16 protein-coding genes are annotated in these 14,929 nt (G+C 32.7%); 11 read left to right on the forward strand and 5 right to left on the reverse strand.

All coding sequences use genetic code 11. From position 1 onward, the window contains the following. The first annotated feature begins 71 nt into the window (after positions 1 to 71). From LJC66_RS07500 to LJC66_RS07510, 3 genes are all read left to right on the forward strand, one after another. Positions 72 to 191: a class III lanthipeptide gene (locus tag LJC66_RS07500; RefSeq protein WP_205413786.1), complete on the forward strand. Its 120-nt coding sequence runs from the start codon at positions 72 to 74 to the stop codon at positions 189 to 191. 176 nt (positions 192 to 367) lie between these two features. Continuing rightward, the gene (locus LJC66_RS07505; RefSeq protein ID WP_142339099.1) at positions 368 to 790 is read left to right on the forward strand and encodes a DUF5391 family protein; all 423 of its coding nucleotides are present in this window, start codon (positions 368 to 370) and stop codon (positions 788 to 790) included. 220 nt (positions 791 to 1,010) lie between these two features. Then, a complete protein-coding gene (locus LJC66_RS07510) occupies positions 1,011 to 2,222 on the forward strand; it encodes a helix-turn-helix domain-containing protein (RefSeq protein ID WP_230932179.1) in 1,212 nt (403 codons plus the stop codon). A 388-nt stretch (positions 2,223 to 2,610) separates the two neighbouring features. Here LJC66_RS07510 and LJC66_RS07515 read toward each other — a convergent pair whose 3' ends face one another. Beyond that, positions 2,611 to 3,582: a helix-turn-helix domain-containing protein gene (locus LJC66_RS07515; RefSeq protein WP_230932180.1), complete on the reverse strand. Its 972-nt coding sequence runs from the start codon at positions 3,580 to 3,582 to the stop codon at positions 2,611 to 2,613. 479 nt (positions 3,583 to 4,061) lie between these two features. Between LJC66_RS07515 and LJC66_RS07520 the strand changes: the two genes are divergently transcribed. Then, positions 4,062 to 5,210: a tyrosine-type recombinase/integrase gene (locus LJC66_RS07520; RefSeq protein WP_230932181.1), complete on the forward strand. Its 1,149-nt coding sequence runs from the start codon at positions 4,062 to 4,064 to the stop codon at positions 5,208 to 5,210. A 108-nt stretch (positions 5,211 to 5,318) separates the two neighbouring features. Continuing rightward, positions 5,319 to 5,495 (forward strand): DUF8096 family protein, encoded by a 177-nt coding sequence (locus tag LJC66_RS27940; RefSeq protein WP_483879671.1) that lies wholly within the window; start codon positions 5,319 to 5,321, stop codon positions 5,493 to 5,495. Positions 5,496 to 6,153: 658 nt separating this feature from the next. On the opposite strand, the gene LJC66_RS27675 is transcribed toward LJC66_RS27940, so the two are convergent. The 3 genes from LJC66_RS27675 to LJC66_RS07535 all read right to left on the reverse strand — a co-directional run bounded on the left by LJC66_RS27675 (position 6,154) and on the right by LJC66_RS07535 (position 7,749). Beyond that, entirely contained in the window at positions 6,154 to 6,288 is a 135-nt protein-coding gene (locus LJC66_RS27675; RefSeq protein ID WP_269067562.1) for a hypothetical protein, read from the reverse strand. 15 nt (positions 6,289 to 6,303) lie between these two features. After that, positions 6,304 to 7,206, reverse strand: a complete 903-nt coding sequence (locus LJC66_RS07530) for a permease (protein ID WP_230932183.1) — start codon at positions 7,204 to 7,206, stop codon at positions 6,304 to 6,306. A gap of 90 nt (positions 7,207 to 7,296) precedes the next feature. Continuing rightward, positions 7,297 to 7,749: a MarR family winged helix-turn-helix transcriptional regulator gene (locus LJC66_RS07535; RefSeq protein WP_116516819.1), complete on the reverse strand. Its 453-nt coding sequence runs from the start codon at positions 7,747 to 7,749 to the stop codon at positions 7,297 to 7,299. A gap of 201 nt (positions 7,750 to 7,950) precedes the next feature. Between LJC66_RS07535 and LJC66_RS07540 the strand changes: the two genes are divergently transcribed. Genes LJC66_RS07540 through LJC66_RS07550 form a run of 3 tightly spaced genes read left to right on the forward strand, consistent with a single transcriptional unit; the run spans position 7,951 to position 9,772 of the window. Beyond that, complete coding sequence (locus tag LJC66_RS07540; RefSeq protein WP_116516818.1) at positions 7,951 to 8,244, forward strand: carboxymuconolactone decarboxylase family protein; 294 nt, start codon at positions 7,951 to 7,953, stop codon at positions 8,242 to 8,244. An 11-nt stretch (positions 8,245 to 8,255) separates the two neighbouring features. Beyond that, entirely contained in the window at positions 8,256 to 9,479 is a 1,224-nt protein-coding gene (locus LJC66_RS07545) for an ATP-grasp domain-containing protein (RefSeq protein WP_230932184.1), read from the forward strand. 2 nt (positions 9,480 to 9,481) lie between these two features. After that, positions 9,482 to 9,772 carry an ArsR/SmtB family transcription factor gene (locus LJC66_RS07550; RefSeq protein WP_116516816.1) on the forward strand — a complete coding sequence of 97 codons (291 nt, stop codon included), beginning with the start codon at positions 9,482 to 9,484 and terminating at the stop codon, positions 9,770 to 9,772. A 16-nt stretch (positions 9,773 to 9,788) separates the two neighbouring features. Here the strand turns inward: LJC66_RS07550 and LJC66_RS07555 are convergent, their stop codons facing one another. Beyond that, complete coding sequence (locus tag LJC66_RS07555; RefSeq protein ID WP_195694654.1) at positions 9,789 to 11,042, reverse strand: helix-turn-helix domain-containing protein; 1,254 nt, start codon at positions 11,040 to 11,042, stop codon at positions 9,789 to 9,791. A gap of 738 nt (positions 11,043 to 11,780) precedes the next feature. Between LJC66_RS07555 and arsL the strand changes: the two genes are divergently transcribed. The 3 genes from arsL to LJC66_RS07570 are packed head-to-tail and all read left to right on the forward strand — an operon-like array spanning position 11,781 to position 14,917. Beyond that, positions 11,781 to 13,055 carry an arsinothricin biosynthesis radical SAM protein ArsL gene (gene arsL / locus LJC66_RS07560; protein WP_221816176.1) on the forward strand — a complete coding sequence of 425 codons (1,275 nt, stop codon included), beginning with the start codon at positions 11,781 to 11,783 and terminating at the stop codon, positions 13,053 to 13,055. A 13-nt stretch (positions 13,056 to 13,068) separates the two neighbouring features. Further along, positions 13,069 to 13,788: an aquaporin gene (locus LJC66_RS07565; protein WP_230932185.1), complete on the forward strand. Its 720-nt coding sequence runs from the start codon at positions 13,069 to 13,071 to the stop codon at positions 13,786 to 13,788. Between the two features lie 19 nt (positions 13,789 to 13,807). Further along, positions 13,808 to 14,917: a GTP-binding protein gene (locus LJC66_RS07570; RefSeq protein WP_116516813.1), complete on the forward strand. Its 1,110-nt coding sequence runs from the start codon at positions 13,808 to 13,810 to the stop codon at positions 14,915 to 14,917. Positions 14,918 to 14,929: the final 12 nt, after the last annotated feature.

The raw sequence follows: 14,929 nt of genomic DNA on the forward strand, positions 1-14,929 counted from the left end.
GCAGCCAAAAGTTAAATGTATTGGCGTAATAGCTTTAATGGAAGGTCACTAACTAAAAGGAGGTGATTTTTGTGAAAAAAGTATTATCTCTTCAAGTTTTAGATTCAAAGAAGGATGTAGAGCTACGCGCAGGTTCATCTTTAAGTGTTAACTGCAAAGTAGTAAGTACAATTAGTTTTGCAGTTTGCTAATTTTATATTCTCTATCGGGGGTCTATGAATATTTTTCGTAGATCCCTAATTCAGTTTATTTACATAAAGTATTGAGAGGATCAGGATAGTTCATTATTAAGACATATATGTCAATAAGCTAATAACTAATTCTAATTTTCGATTACATTTTAATACTGAAAAAGAAAGGAAAAAATATGAATACTAAAAACAAAAGAAATTCAGTAATACTAGCCACTATAGTATCAGCAGTTCTACTTTGTTCATTGCTTATAGTATCTTCCCTATCTTCGCTTTCTAATACTGGACCCAATGTTAACAAATTTGGTGATGTAGGAATGTGGTCTTCAGTGGGAACAGTGTTAATTTTTTATCTTATACCTTTAATTATTTATGCACTGGGTGTTGATTCAATGAGAATTGTAATGGCTATTTTTTGTGGTTTAGGAATGTTAATAGCTATTACAGCACTTTTAGTAATGGTATTCATGGACATTTTTTCATACAATAGTATGATTATCTCTATAGGGGCGATAAGTTTAGGTGTGGCTGCATTCTTATCAAATATTATATGGTATTTTGTAGCTTTTAGAGCAAGTAATAAAGTATATGAATCATAAATATATAGACTGGTATCGCTAATTCGTTTCTTGTTATAATAGGAAGTTATGACTTTAAAGGTTAGTTTACTAAGTAACATAAATATTTGTATTAAACCAAAAACCCCCTTGATTCTTTGATATCAAGAGGGCTTTTGGTTTATCAATGAAAATTATTGCAAATAAGTATGATATTATATCTATGAAATTAATAAAAATAGTCTACGAAAGGATTTTTTTTATGGAAATTCCCAATAAAGAGCAATTAACATTCATTTGTGAAAATATGACAGAAACTTTTAAACTTTCATTCTTTCTTTTTAATAAAGAGAAAGAATTGATTTTTCAAATTTCTCCACATTCTTCCCAGCCTTCTCTTTCTCCTCATAAAATAGACCATATCAAGATACTTATCAATGAGGAGGTGTGTAATGATTATCCACTAATTAAACCAACGAAATTTCTTGAAAATTTCTTAATAATTAATTTGAAACATAAGGATAATTTTGAAGGAGCAATGGTTGTTGGTCCTTTTATGTATAAGAAGTATCCTCTAGGAATATTAAAAGAATTCATTAATAGTTTGGGTACACTTGAAGAAACGAAATCGCTTCTTTCATACTATGAGTCCATTCCTATAGTCAAAAGAGTAGATTTAATACGCCATGGGATTATTCTTTACTATATGATTTATCAAAAAGAGCTTGATTTACAACACATGTTTAAATTGAATAAGATGAAAACGGAAAATGTAATGGAAGATGAAGATACTTCTTTAATTGCTTCTGAAGATCACAATGCTAAGCATGAAAAATTACTTGAACTAATTAAAGAAGGTAATAGTGAAGAGATAGATAATTTTATTGATATTCTAGATCAAGAATTTCACTATGCATATTCTTCTAAGAGATATGATTTGAAAATTTTAAAAAGCTTGGCCCTTTCAAACATTACTCTTGCAGTAACCTCTGCCATAAGAGGTGGGCTGTACTCTGAAATTGCTTATGACTTAAGTAATATCTATGTTAAAAGTATAGAGAGCTCAGAAGATTTAGAGTGCATAAAAACTTTAACAAAAGAAGCATTTATTGATCTTGGACAACGCGTACGTACAAGTAAAAATAATATATATTCTAAAGAAATTACTATCTGCATGAATTTTATAAATGATCACATTTATGACATCATAAAAGTATCCAAATTATCTGAGTTAGTAAATTTACATCCTAGTTATTTATCAAGATTATTTAAAAAAGAAACAGGAATATTACTAAATACATATATTCAAAAAGTAAAAATAGAGGAATCGAAAGCGTTAATTACTTCTTCATCATATTCTATTTCTGAAATTTGTAGCTTGTTACATTTTGCTAACCAGAGCCATTTTACAAAGGTATTTAAAGAATTGGTGGGAATAACACCTTATAAATTTTTAAAAAGTAGAGAATTGTAGTCACCTACCAAATACATATACTTGATATTGGAGAAATTTTTATTTGCAAATGCTTGTGAAGCCTGATGTTCTACTTTAAGTACATCTCTAAGTGGAAATGAACATTATGTGACTAAATCATAAAAAGGTTGTAAAAAATTGTTAAGCAGCAAGAGAATCAGGAGTGGCAATGTCTTCAGATTAGGAAGCTTTTAAGGAGATTGTTCCTAATTCTACAATAACGATGATGTTTTATTTAAGATTAGTGATAAAAAAGAATTAAATAGTTACTATCTTTATATGAAAAGTAAGCTAGACCTTTTTGGAGATATGCACTAGAAACTTGATAATTCAAAGTAGTATCTAAACAAGAAAAGACCCTTTTATTAGGTGTCTTTTCTATTCCATTTTATAATTTTTGTACAGCGTATAGTAACAATTCCTCAATGTTTCTTTTACCTAGTTCTTTCGCTTTTTGTTGCAACTCTTCTTTCAAATCACTTGTTACTTTCACGCGTACCACTTCCAAATCGCTATCAATATAAATGCCACGGCTACGCTTGTTAATTTTCCCTGAGACAAGAACCGACTCTAATAACTCGACGATTTCTTGTGCTGATTCCGTCAGTAATACTGGTTTAATTTCAATCAAAAATTGCTCTTTCTCTTCTTGTGGTGTAATCCTCATATTGGTCGGGCTTAGATATTGATAGAATAAATCCAGGAGCTTATAAAGCTGTGATTTCGCATAGGCTGTTTGCTTAAAGGCAAACGTTGCATAGCCTTCTTTCGTAATCGTTTTTTTCGATTCAATTTTATAGGCTGCTTCATAGCCTCGATCAAGTAATTCTTCTACTGTTATCTCTTCATGTTGCTCTGTAACGGCCATAATTGGATCTTCTACCGAGATGATACGTGCAAACTGCTCTTTTTCTTCACCTTTTTTCACAAAAAGCTGAAATAAAGCCACATTTTGTTCAGCATGATAGAAATGACGCTTACTCGGTTTGCGCCCCACTTCATGTGTACGCTTAAACTCTTCTAAATCTTCTTCATTGACAAAATAACAATTAATGCCCCTGTATTCTTCTTGGAACGCCGGTAACAGTTCTTGTTTAATATACTTATTCACCGTCGTGACAGAGATATCGAGTTGCTTCGCAACTTCTTTTGTCGTAAGTCCTGGCTTTTTTAACTCTTCTTGTAAACGAACAACATCCTCGATATCAAATTCATAACGTCCTTCGATATGCCAGTCATCTTTATTAATAGGATTTAATTTTTCTTGTTGAATATATGTATAAATAGTTTTCTTTGATGAAATACCTAACATTCTCATTATATCTTCAATGGTAATAATTTTAGTCAGATTATCAATCATGACATACACTCCTATTCTTTTTCTTATATTTGATAATTAATTATATCATATTTATGTATAGTTATAAGGATAAAGTTTTTTTAACTGATATGTAAATAGTAAAACCAACTTATATAATATTATGTTTTACTATTTACTCTAACTGATGACAAATAGGAGATTTTTCTACAAACAATATAAATATTAAACTATTTATATAAAAAGTAAATTTACACTTTTACTTTTAAATAAGTTACAATTAATGAGTAATAAATATAATAAGTAACTTTTAATATATATTTAATTACAAAAGCATTAGGTATTTAATTAAAATAATTTATAGTTTGGCTATTGCTAGCAGAAATATTATCACAATTTAAAGGTTCTTTATCATCTATATACATATAAATATATACTTTACCTTCACATAGATAAGAAACTATTCCAACACAGGAAAAACCTATAAATAACAAGACATGCTTGATGAAAGGAGAAGTTTTATGCGAGATGTCTCATTAGTACATATCGGAACGGAAGTAAGAGAAAGAAAAGGGGATTTCAATAAAATCTTTTCATTGATGCTAGATAATAAATATTATGATGCATTAGAAGAAAGAAATGAGAATCACCAGAGAAAAAGTGAAGATATGTTCAGTGATTTTACGGATGAAGAAATGATGTACTACTATGTCCATCAGCGAAAGCATATTCGAAAGGATCGAGAACGAAAAGAAAATACAAAAACCGAATACTTACGGACTTTATTGCAGTTTTATCAGTATGCGGTAAAAAGTGAGTCGTTCTTGCGCCAAGATGTTGACTATTATATAGAAGAAACTATTTTTAAAAACCTACGTCCTTGGCATATACGGAACTACCAGGACTATTTAAGCACTGCATTGTTAGGGAAGGGCGGGAAACCTTATTCACCTGCAACTTTAGACGCGAAAATGACGATTTTAAAAAGTTTTATGAAATGGCTACATGAAACGAATTACATACAGCAACCATTGTATAAAGAAATCTTGAGTACATCATTATCTGAACAAGAAATTCCAAATCGAGATTTGTATTATCATGAAGTCAAACAGCTTCTAGATTACTATAAAGACCATCCTATTAATTATGGATTGTTAACGATGTTGGCCATGACAGGATTGCGTGTACAGGAAATAGCTAAAGCTTCATGGGGAGATGTATATCTAGACAGTTTAAGTGGCCATTATCGACTAAGAGGGGTAGGGAAGGGTGGAAAGAAATTTGATAAGTTACTTCATCCATCGCTATATGAACGCATTCTTACTTTTCGAGAACGACGTCATGTCAGTACAGTATTAAATTCAAGTGATCAAGGTCCATTATTACCAACTAAAGAAGGAGAGTTTTATCAATATAAAAACTTAAGTAATTATATTGTGCGTATCATTGAACGAACGGAATTACCTTTTATAAAAGAACGTAATAACAGGATTACGCCTCATTACTTTCGTCATTTTTATGCGATTTATAGTCGGCAGCAGGGAGCAGACATCTTTTTAATTCAAAAAGAACTAGGTCACAGTGACCGTAAGACCACCGAACGTTATCTGGAGAAGGTTTTGCAACGTGAACAAGAAATTGGATTGTTGTGGAAGGAACAAGATTTTTAATTCAAATATAAAAAGTCACGTATTATATAAAATAATTTTATCATAACTCTTTTCTAGGGATATAGATGTGTTAGTCTAAGGAAAGCCAAACAGAAAAGAGTGATTAACCTGGAAGAAATAAAAGAGCAAGAAATTGATTTTGATAAGGTGTATGACTATGCTGAATTCCCGGACAAAATTAGTGGCAGATGCGATAATTGCAACTCAGCTTACTTCAAAAGTTCTGTAAAAGGTGGCATTTTCTTACGTGAATGTCGAGAATGTGGAATGAAGAAGAGTATCTAAAAAATACGTGGTTTCAATATATAACATCTGGTCCCTTGAGAGTTTGAAGGGGCCTTGTTGTTTGTATTTAATAAGATTAACTAAAGATGCTTGAGTTTAAATGAGGAAGCTAGACATTCAACAATTATGGTTTAGGCTCAATATAAGAAGGAAGCTCCTTCGGTTGGTTTGTCCCTGTTACCATTAAAAGATAAGTAAATACAAAGAATAGAAGAATTATCCCTATTACTAAAATGAAACGAAAAAACTTCTTGATTTTTCTATGTCTTCTGAACTCATAAAAATTAAAAACATTATTCATACAAATCCTCCTCGTCTTATTTTTAAGAAACAAAGAAATAAAAAAGGAAGATAAAACCTCCCCACTTATAACTCATTAGGTAGTTTTATCTCCCGATATACCATTGTTTCACCTTTATTGTACTTAATATTTTAAATTGTCTGTTATTTATAGTGTTAGCAACATGGTACACAACATTGAGAATTAGACTTTGTGACATTGGAATTTCTGGATATAATACCTTTTATTTTTGAAAGGTAATTCTCTTTAGCTAATAAATTAGTATCATGTGTCTGTTGACGAGATGCATAATTCATCGCACGTTGTTCTTGCATGAGTATAAATTCTAGTTCATACATCATAATTACTCACTCCTTTTTAAGCTTCTTTCTTTTGCTCCTTATTAGCTTCACTTGAGCAACAAGTGCTCTTTTCTTCTTTTATCTCTACAATCTCGATATTGCAGCAATCTTTTTCTTTCTTATTTCCTTTAAAAATTGACATTAATCCCATTTTTCTTCGCCTCCATTAAAGTTCTAATACTAAGAATAAATAGCCTGAAACAGTTGCCATCAAAAACACTGATACAACAAATGCACTTACTAATTTCTTATGGAAAATACTCTTCAACATAATGATTTCAGGTAAACTTGCACCAGCACCTCCTATTAGCAATGCCATAGTCGGAGCAATAGGGAATCCATTAACAAGTAAAGCTTGAGCAATTGGTAACATCGTTGATAGACGAATGTATAATGGAACACCAATAATAGCTGCTAATGGGATAACCCACCATTGGTTTTGATCAGAAATAAATGTCAAGAAATTGGTTGGCACTGCCTCCTTAATAATTGCTCCTACGAATGCACCAATTAATATATATACGAGAACTGAACGAATTAAATCTATAGTTTCCTTAATGGATTCCTTAATGTTTAAAACAAGATCTTTTCTGCGACGTTCATCTTGCTCTGGGAGATTTCCTTTAATCATGACTTTTTTAACTTGCTCTTTATAGTTTTTCTTATTTAAATACCATCCAATAATCATAGAGAATACAAAAGTTGTAACGGTATAAATAGCTGTTACCTTTACTCCATAGATATAAGCCATTAACCCTAAAATCCAAGGATCCAATAACGGTGAAGTAAATAAATATGTCATTACTGTTTGGAAAGGAACATTACGATTGAGCATAGTTACTAGTAAGGGAATAGTGGAACATGAACAGAACGGTGTTATAAAACCAAGTAGTGCACCTGCTAAGTTACCTAGGAAAGGGTTTTTACTCCCCATCCATTTCTCTACTTTTTCAAAAGGAACATAGGCTTGAATAAAACTAATGAAAAAAGAAATACCAAGGAATAAAACTAATAAGTTCTTACTTAAAGATAGAAACTCCAATAATACTTTGGTTACTAAATCTGGCATAAAGCATTCCTCCTAATTCATTTAAACTTCGAAACTATGTATATTTACAATAGTTGCAAAATACAACTATTACTTTTAGAAAAAGAGGCATTAACAGCAACTGCTGTTTTTCATAGCCCCTAAAATTAAATCAATACTTTCTAAAACTTGACCCCGTTTATTTTCTGGTACGTTAGAAAGGATTTCTTGAATATATATATTCATCTGTTTAGCAATCTCATCTTCATATTGCTCACCTTCAGGAGTAAGCGTAATGGTTACATATCTACGATCAGTAGGGGATTGTATACGACTTACTAAGTTACGTTCTACCAATCCTTGAATGTGACGACTTAATGTACTGTTATCCAACCCTAAAGAAGAAGATAGTTCATTTAAAGATGGGGTTTTTGTGCGCTCCACTTCAAATAATATATGACTCTGTACTAAAGAAACCCCACAACATTGTGCACCTTCTTTTTCGAGTAAACCAAAGCGTCTAATTAGGATTTGAAGCATTTGACGAAATTGATGAGATTCTTTTCCCACTTCTACGTTGTTCATATTCTTTTCACCACACCTTATTTGCTTGTTGAAACAATTGTAAAATACAACTATTTCAATTGTCAATGATTAAATTGCCATTTTTTTCAGATTTTTTTGTTGACGGGTATTGAAATAGATTATATTATTTAATTAACAAAATAAAACATTTTAATAAAAATAATAAAAATGTTAATAAAGTTAAAAAGGAGTGTTAAATACATGTTAGCTTTAAATCAAAAATTAAATTCTTGTTTTGATACTTTCTTTACGGAAGCAGTCGAAGGGGGCACACTTCCAGAAAGAGAGAAAGTTGTAGCTATTTTAACTTCAGCTACTTTATTAAACGATCAGGATACGTTGAAGAACGCAGTTCTAACAGCTAAACAATTAGGTTTTACCAAGGAAGAAATCGGTCAAATAACGGGTATCGCGATTGCTGTTAATGCTCAAAAGTTAAGGGATCAAGTCGAGGTAAGGGTAGAAAGTAAACCATCTTCTACATGCTGCCAATAAGGAGCCAATCTATGGAGAATCAATATGTTATTTTAGTGAGTCCTAGGGATAATGAAGTTCAATTAGTAAAGGAGAAGGGCTATAAAATCATTTTATTAAGAAAAGAGATTTCATATGATGAAATTTTTGATGTGGATATACCTGTTGAAATTGATTTAAATGACGAAGAAGCTGTGTTAGAAAAGTGTCTCCAACTAACTAATCAGCTAGAGGTCATTTCAGTTTTTACCATGAATGAGTATAGAATTCCCTTGGCATCTAAGATAAGTGAAATGCTGCAATTAAAGTATCAACTACCTTACGAAGCTAGTTTAAGATGTAGAAATAAAAAAATGGCTAGGCAAAAACTAAATGAAGCTGGTGTAGGAGAGGTCCAATATCGTCTTGTTACTTCAGACAGTAACTTGGAATCCCAACTTCAAGGCATGGATTTTCCCCTTATTGTTAAACCTTCTAATGATTCAGGAAGTAAAAATGTTTACTTATGTAAGAACGAATCAGAAATAACAACAGCTATTAAACATATTGTGAAAAGTAAGAAAAACATTGTGGGCCAAACCATTGATTCAGACATACTTATTGAAGAGTTTTTAGATGGACCGGAGTTTAGTATTGAGTCTGTAACGGTTAATGGCCAAACTACTATTATTGGAATTACAAAGAAACTTGTAACTCCATATCCTCTTTCTATTGAAGTAGGACATGATTTCCCTGCAAACTTAAATACTAATGAAGAGAATGAAATTAAAAGGCTAGTAGAACAAAGCTTAGCTGCTTTAGATGTGGATTTTGCCGTTACTCATACTGAGGTCAAATTAACAGAGAAGGGTCCAAGAATAGTGGAAGTAAACGCTAGACCTGGAGGCGATGAGATTCCACACCTGGTGAAAGCAGTCACTGGAGTAGATCTTAAAGCTTTAGCTTTCCTTGTTACCTTAGGCAAAGGAATTGCTTCCATAGATTTGTCTTCATCTACTGTTCCTTCTGCCTCCATTCGATTCTTGTTAGCAAATAAGGAAGGGAAAGTGTACTTCGATGAACAGTTCCAATCTGCTTCTATAAAAGAACAGAAGTGGTATGTTAACGATGGTGAATCAGTCCAACGAACCGAGAGTAATTTTAATCGTTTGGGTTATTTTATTGTCTATGGAGATGAGCAGAGTCCTTCATGTAGTAAAGCCGATTCTGTAGAAAAAGAATTATCTATAACAATTAAGAACCCATTGGAGATTTAATTATGATTACAGGTGTTGAAAATAAATTTAAAGCGCTTAGTGATAAGACTAGACTTGCACTTTTACAGGAAATTTCCTGTTGTAAGGAGTTATGTGTATCCGATTTGCAGGATAAATTTCAAATTTCTCAATCTAAGTTATCCTATCATTTGAAATTATTAGTTGAAGCAGGAATACTTATACGTTGTGAAAGAGGAACCTGGTGTTACTATAAGGTAGATGAGAAAGAAGTTAAACGTATCTTATCGCCAACTATCTACCAAGAAATCATAAAAAACAGTGAGTCAGAGTAACTCACTGTTTTTTGTATTAAAAGCATTCTTTATAGGAATCTGCAGCTTTTTGGAAATCTCCTAACTGGAAGTAAACATCAGCCACCTTTTTACAGACATAATCACATGGCATAGATTGTTCTACCAAAATTCTTTTTGCTTCACTATAATTTCTTAATGTTTCTTCTGTATTAGATAATTTACAATTAATATCTCCTAAAAGTTCAAATGCTTGTGCCTTATGTTTATTAACATCATTTATACCTATAATGTCTTCACATATAGAAGAAGCCTTTACATATTCTTCTTGTAAATAGTACACTCTTGCAAGTTCTACCTGCGCGTTCATAATTCTCGCTTCTTCTGCATTCAAATTCTTATAAATGTTTATAGCTGTTCTCAAATCAAGTTCAGCTTGATAATAGTCTTCTTGGTAAGAAAATAAAATTCCTAGGTTGGTATAGGTACCGGCCTCATGGTATCTATTTTCACTAAGTTTAAAGTATTTAAGAGCCCGTTCATAAGAACCTTTGGCATCTTTATAACGTTTTAACTCCATATTACAAATTCCCAGAGCCATAAAAATTTCTCCTGATTTATAAAAGGTGCCTAGACTATCATTTAAGTCCCTTGCTTCTTCTAAAAAATTAATGGCAGAATAAAATTCCTTTAATTTACCGTGAACAACCCCTAAATTAACCAAGATGGATATTCTTATCATTCCACTAATTTGATCATAAATCATAATACGATAAGCCTTATTTAGAATATGAAGTGCTTTTTCATTATTATTAACCTGGCTATGGCTAGAGCCAAGAGAGTCTAAAGAACGAAGCATTTCATTCGTATGTTTACCTTTTTCAAGCTTTGAAAAACTCTTTTCAAAGAAAGTAATGGCGTGGTTATAGTCTTTTTTATGCTCGTAATACTTTCCATGTATCCACATTAAAATACCTTTGTCATATTCATTTAAATCGTTCCGGGACAAATATTCTTTATTTTGAATAAATGCTTCAACTTTATCAAATGAATTCGCATTTACTTGGTTTTCTGCAGTTTTTATTTCTTTTTTTACTTGGGATAAAAGTAAATCTTTATTTTCTATAGTTTTAAAGAAATCATCGACTGTACAATCTAGTTTCTCGCTTAACTTTTCTAATACATCAAATGAAGGCTGAACAAGGCCTTTTTCGATCTGGCTTAGATAGCTTCTAGTAATGATGCCCTCTGATAAATCTTGCTGCGTTAACTTTGATTCTTTTCTTAATTCTTTTATGCGCTGTCCTAACATAAAAACTACCCCAATCTTTTCTTTATTTACCTATCTCTATTATTAACATTTTTGAACAAAATGTAAATAGTTTGTTAAATGTTCAAAATATGTTGACAAGTAATTCCACATCTATTACTATTTACTTATGAATTAACATTTATAACAAAACTTATAAATGATTAAAAATGTTAACTGATGTTAAATGGTGTGAAAAAGGAGGAAGATAAAGATAAAGTTTGAAGATTACTAGTTAGTAAGGTTAACACTTCCATATTTATGATGACAGTTAGGGAAACTTAATTAAAATAATTTGAATATTCAAAAATGAAAGGGAGCGATGAAATTGAAATATAAGATATGGCTTATGTACGCTACGATGGCAGCAGCCGTTATTATCTCTATGGCAGATCCAGTTTGGCCACGAGTTTAAATAAGTAAAATAAATTGTTAAGAGGAACTCAAAAATACTCTAATAATGGAGGAATTGAAATGAAATTGAAGTATAAGACTTGGTTTATGAAAGCTACGATAGCAGCAGCCGTTATTATCATGATGGCAGACCCAGTTTGGCCACGAGTTTAAATAAATGAAATAACTTATTAAGGAACAATCAAAAATACTCTAATAATAGGAAATTAAAATTAAAATAAAATTGAAATGTAAGATGTGGTTTATGAAAGCTACGATGGCAACAGCTACTATTATCATGATGACAGATCCAGCTTGGCCATAAGAAGAAATTAGGGGGATTAATTAATGAATATTTTACTAGTTTCAAATTTTGAAGGTGGCTTTCAACCAAATACTATTGCTACAGCAGCCACTCCTTTAATTAAAGCAGGTTTTAACGTTTCAGTTTTAGATACTTACGTTGAAGGCATAGTGGAAGAAAAGTTTTCTGATAAAGATTTAATCGCAATTTCCGTTCCGTTATTTGATGCAGTGCATGCTGGAATCGAGATCGCAAAACGGGCCGCAGATCTTAACCCAGAAGCCCACATAACCTTTTTTGGACAACATGCCACGATTAACGCTAATCGTTTAGCTGGAAAGTATAGTAACTCCTGTATTTGTGGGGAGTGGGAGCACCCATTAACCCTATTAGCTAAACATCTTTCTGGCGATGTACAAGAAAATATCCCAGGCTTATTAAGTGCAGAGCAAGCGATAAAAGGAGAATCCATACATCCTTACATGGCACGTAATCACCTAGACATACCTTCACGAGATTTATTACCACCATTGTATAAATACCCTCAAAAGCAAATTAATCATATTTTAGGATCGGAAGAAGTTGTAGGCTCTACTGAAATTGCAAGAGGCTGTCACCACAAATGCTTATACTGTTCAGTATTTGCAGCATACGATGGCAAAGTCATTTTAGTTCCAGAGGATATAGTGTTAACAGATATTCGAAATTTAGTTGCAGGGGGAATGACTCACCTTACATTCATTGATGCAGATTTCTTTAATGCAAAATATCATGGAATCAAAATTTTACGTAAACTTCACGAAGAATTTCCTGACTTAACATATGATTTTACCACTCGCGTAGATCACATCTTAGAAAATAAAGAAACTCTTTTAGAAATGAAGAACCTAGGAGTCAAATTTATTACCTCAGCATTAGAATTCCCATCTGAAGAAGTACTTGATGCGGTTGCTAAGGATACTACTGTTTCAGATATTGAGGAAGCAATTGCCTACTTAAGAGAGATTGATATCAAGTTGAATCCAACGTTTATCATGTTTAATCCGTGGACGAAATTTGAAGACCTTACGACATTCAGAACTTTTGTAGAGGATAATCAACTAGGAAATATAGTAGATCCAATTCAATATGAAACAAGACTATATTTGTATAAAGGTTCCCCATTATTAAATAAAGACTCTATTAAAGCCTTAGATTTAGAAGAACATGAATTTCACTACGATTGGAAACATCCAGATCCTCAATTGGACGAGCTTTATTTTGAAATGTTAACACCAGCTGAAGAGGGCATCTTTAAGCGATGCTGCTTGAAATGTTAAGGAGGAATAACTAGTGGCTGAGAAATCTATGGTAACAGCTCCTGTTGGCCAAACGCATGTCTTGCCAAAGATAGACCCTTACGCAGAAACAAAGAAGAAACTGATAGCAGAGTTTATTGGAACCTATTTTCTTGTTTTTGCAGGGACAGGAGCAATTGTCGTCGACTCCCTTACAAAGAGTCTAACTCATGTTGGAGTAGCCTTCACATTTGGTTTGGTTGTATTGGCTTTAATTTATTCATTTGGACATATCTCAGGAGCTCACTTCAATCCAGCAGTCACACTCGCTTTTCTATTTCTTGGTGAAATCAACAAAAGAGAAGCTACACTATACCTTTTCACTCAATTAATCGCAGCTTCCGCCTCAAGCCTCACGTTATTACTTATGTTTGGGGACGTAGCGAACTTGGGAGCTACTCTGCCTAGTGGTTCTTGGACCCAAAGCTTTATTTTAGAATTCGTTATGACATTTGTACTCATGATGGTGATTTTAACATCAGCTGTACATGGTAAAGCCGTCAAAGCATTTGCTGGCATGGCAATAGGAGCAACTGTAGCTTTAGAAGCCATGTTTGGTGGTCCAATTAGTGGGGCCTCAATGAATCCTGCTCGATCATTTGGACCTGCAATCGTATCAGGTACAGTTAGTACGCTATGGATCTACCTAATAGCCACTGTATTAGGTGCCATTAGCGCTGCCTTCATTTATAAAATACTTCATGAAGAAGAGTAAATAATCAGGGGGAATGAAAATGAAAACTGCAAAATTAGTGTTACTTGGAGGATTTTTAGGAGCTGGTAAGACAACTACAATGATTAATTCTGCTTTAAAACTTGAGGAGCAAGGTTATCGTGTAGCCATTGTAACAAATGACCAAGGGAAAGAGTTAATTGATACTGAGCTAGCTCGCAAAAATGGTTTAGATACAAAAGAAGTAACAGGCGGTTGTTTCTGCTGTCAATTTGAAGACTTATATGAGAATTTAACTGGTTTATTAGAGGAAAAACAACCAGATGTCATCATTGCAGAAGCTGTAGGAAGTTGTACAGATTTAGCTGCTACTGTAATCCAGCCTTTAAAACAGTATTATTCAGAGCAGTTTAAGACTGCGCCTTTAACAATTGTTGTAGATCCAGCTAGATTAATGCATGAGTTAAATGCCACAGATGAAACAAGACCTTCTTTTTCACAATCAGTCAGCTATATCTTTGAAAAACAGTTGGCTGAAGCAGATATCATTACGTTAAACAAATTAGATCGCTATTCTTCTGAGGAAGTTGAAAAATTATATAACTATTTACAACAACGTTATCCACAAACGGTCATTCAAACAATTTCCGCAGAAAGAGGAGATAACCTTGATGTTCTGACAGAAACTTGGTTAACAACAGATTTAGGTGGAGATAAAGTACTTGATATCGATTACGAACGCTATGCAGAGGGAGAAGCTCAATTAGCTTGGATGAATATTTTGGGTGATTTAAACTCTGATCAAGACGTAGATCCACGTCAGTGGGCTAAAAGCTTCCTAGATAAATTAAATGCCCACTTTATAAGAGAAAAAATGGCCATTGCACATTTAAAAGTACATGTAGGACTTGAAAATGGATATGTAAAGGCGAGTATGGTTCATACAGGCGATGAACCAACGTTTACGGAGGAAAATGTCAAAAATGCAAAACAACTAAGAGTTGTTTTAAATATCCGTATTGAAGCATCTCCAGCCATCTTAAATCTAGTTGTAGCAGATGCCATTGGAGCTTTAAATCAAGAATTTAGAACGAATTGGACTGAAACATACAATGAGTGCTTTAGTCCATTACCACCAAAACCAGTTCATCGTTTATACGAAGTAATGTAAGGAGGAGATATA

The organism is Priestia sp. TSO9, assembly GCF_021029645.1.
Lineage (GTDB): Bacteria > Bacillota > Bacilli > Bacillales > Bacillaceae_H > Priestia > Priestia megaterium_E.

What these genes read in the sequence shown, in the direction of transcription:
- LJC66_RS07505 (WP_142339099.1), top strand. Translation starts at nt 368, where the DNA reads ATGAATACTAAAAACAAAAGAAATTCAGTAATACTAGCCACTATAGTA.
- LJC66_RS07510 (WP_230932179.1), top strand. Translation starts at nt 1,011, where the DNA reads ATGGAAATTCCCAATAAAGAGCAATTAACATTCATTTGTGAAAATATG.
- LJC66_RS07515 (WP_230932180.1), bottom strand. Translation starts at nt 3,582, where the DNA reads ATGATTGATAATCTGACTAAAATTATTACCATTGAAGATATAATGAGA.
- LJC66_RS07520 (WP_230932181.1), top strand. Translation starts at nt 4,062, where the DNA reads ATGCGAGATGTCTCATTAGTACATATCGGAACGGAAGTAAGAGAAAGA.
- LJC66_RS27675 (WP_269067562.1), bottom strand. Translation starts at nt 6,288, where the DNA reads ATGGGATTAATGTCAATTTTTAAAGGAAATAAGAAAGAAAAAGATTGC.
- LJC66_RS07530 (WP_230932183.1), bottom strand. Translation starts at nt 7,206, where the DNA reads ATGCCAGATTTAGTAACCAAAGTATTATTGGAGTTTCTATCTTTAAGT.
- LJC66_RS07535 (WP_116516819.1), bottom strand. Translation starts at nt 7,749, where the DNA reads ATGAACAACGTAGAAGTGGGAAAAGAATCTCATCAATTTCGTCAAATG.
- LJC66_RS07540 (WP_116516818.1), top strand. Translation starts at nt 7,951, where the DNA reads ATGTTAGCTTTAAATCAAAAATTAAATTCTTGTTTTGATACTTTCTTT.
- LJC66_RS07545 (WP_230932184.1), top strand. Translation starts at nt 8,256, where the DNA reads ATGGAGAATCAATATGTTATTTTAGTGAGTCCTAGGGATAATGAAGTT.
- LJC66_RS07550 (WP_116516816.1), top strand. Translation starts at nt 9,482, where the DNA reads ATGATTACAGGTGTTGAAAATAAATTTAAAGCGCTTAGTGATAAGACT.
- LJC66_RS07555 (WP_195694654.1), bottom strand. Translation starts at nt 11,042, where the DNA reads ATGTTAGGACAGCGCATAAAAGAATTAAGAAAAGAATCAAAGTTAACG.
- arsL (WP_221816176.1), top strand. Translation starts at nt 11,781, where the DNA reads ATGAATATTTTACTAGTTTCAAATTTTGAAGGTGGCTTTCAACCAAAT.
- LJC66_RS07570 (WP_116516813.1), top strand. Translation starts at nt 13,808, where the DNA reads ATGAAAACTGCAAAATTAGTGTTACTTGGAGGATTTTTAGGAGCTGGT.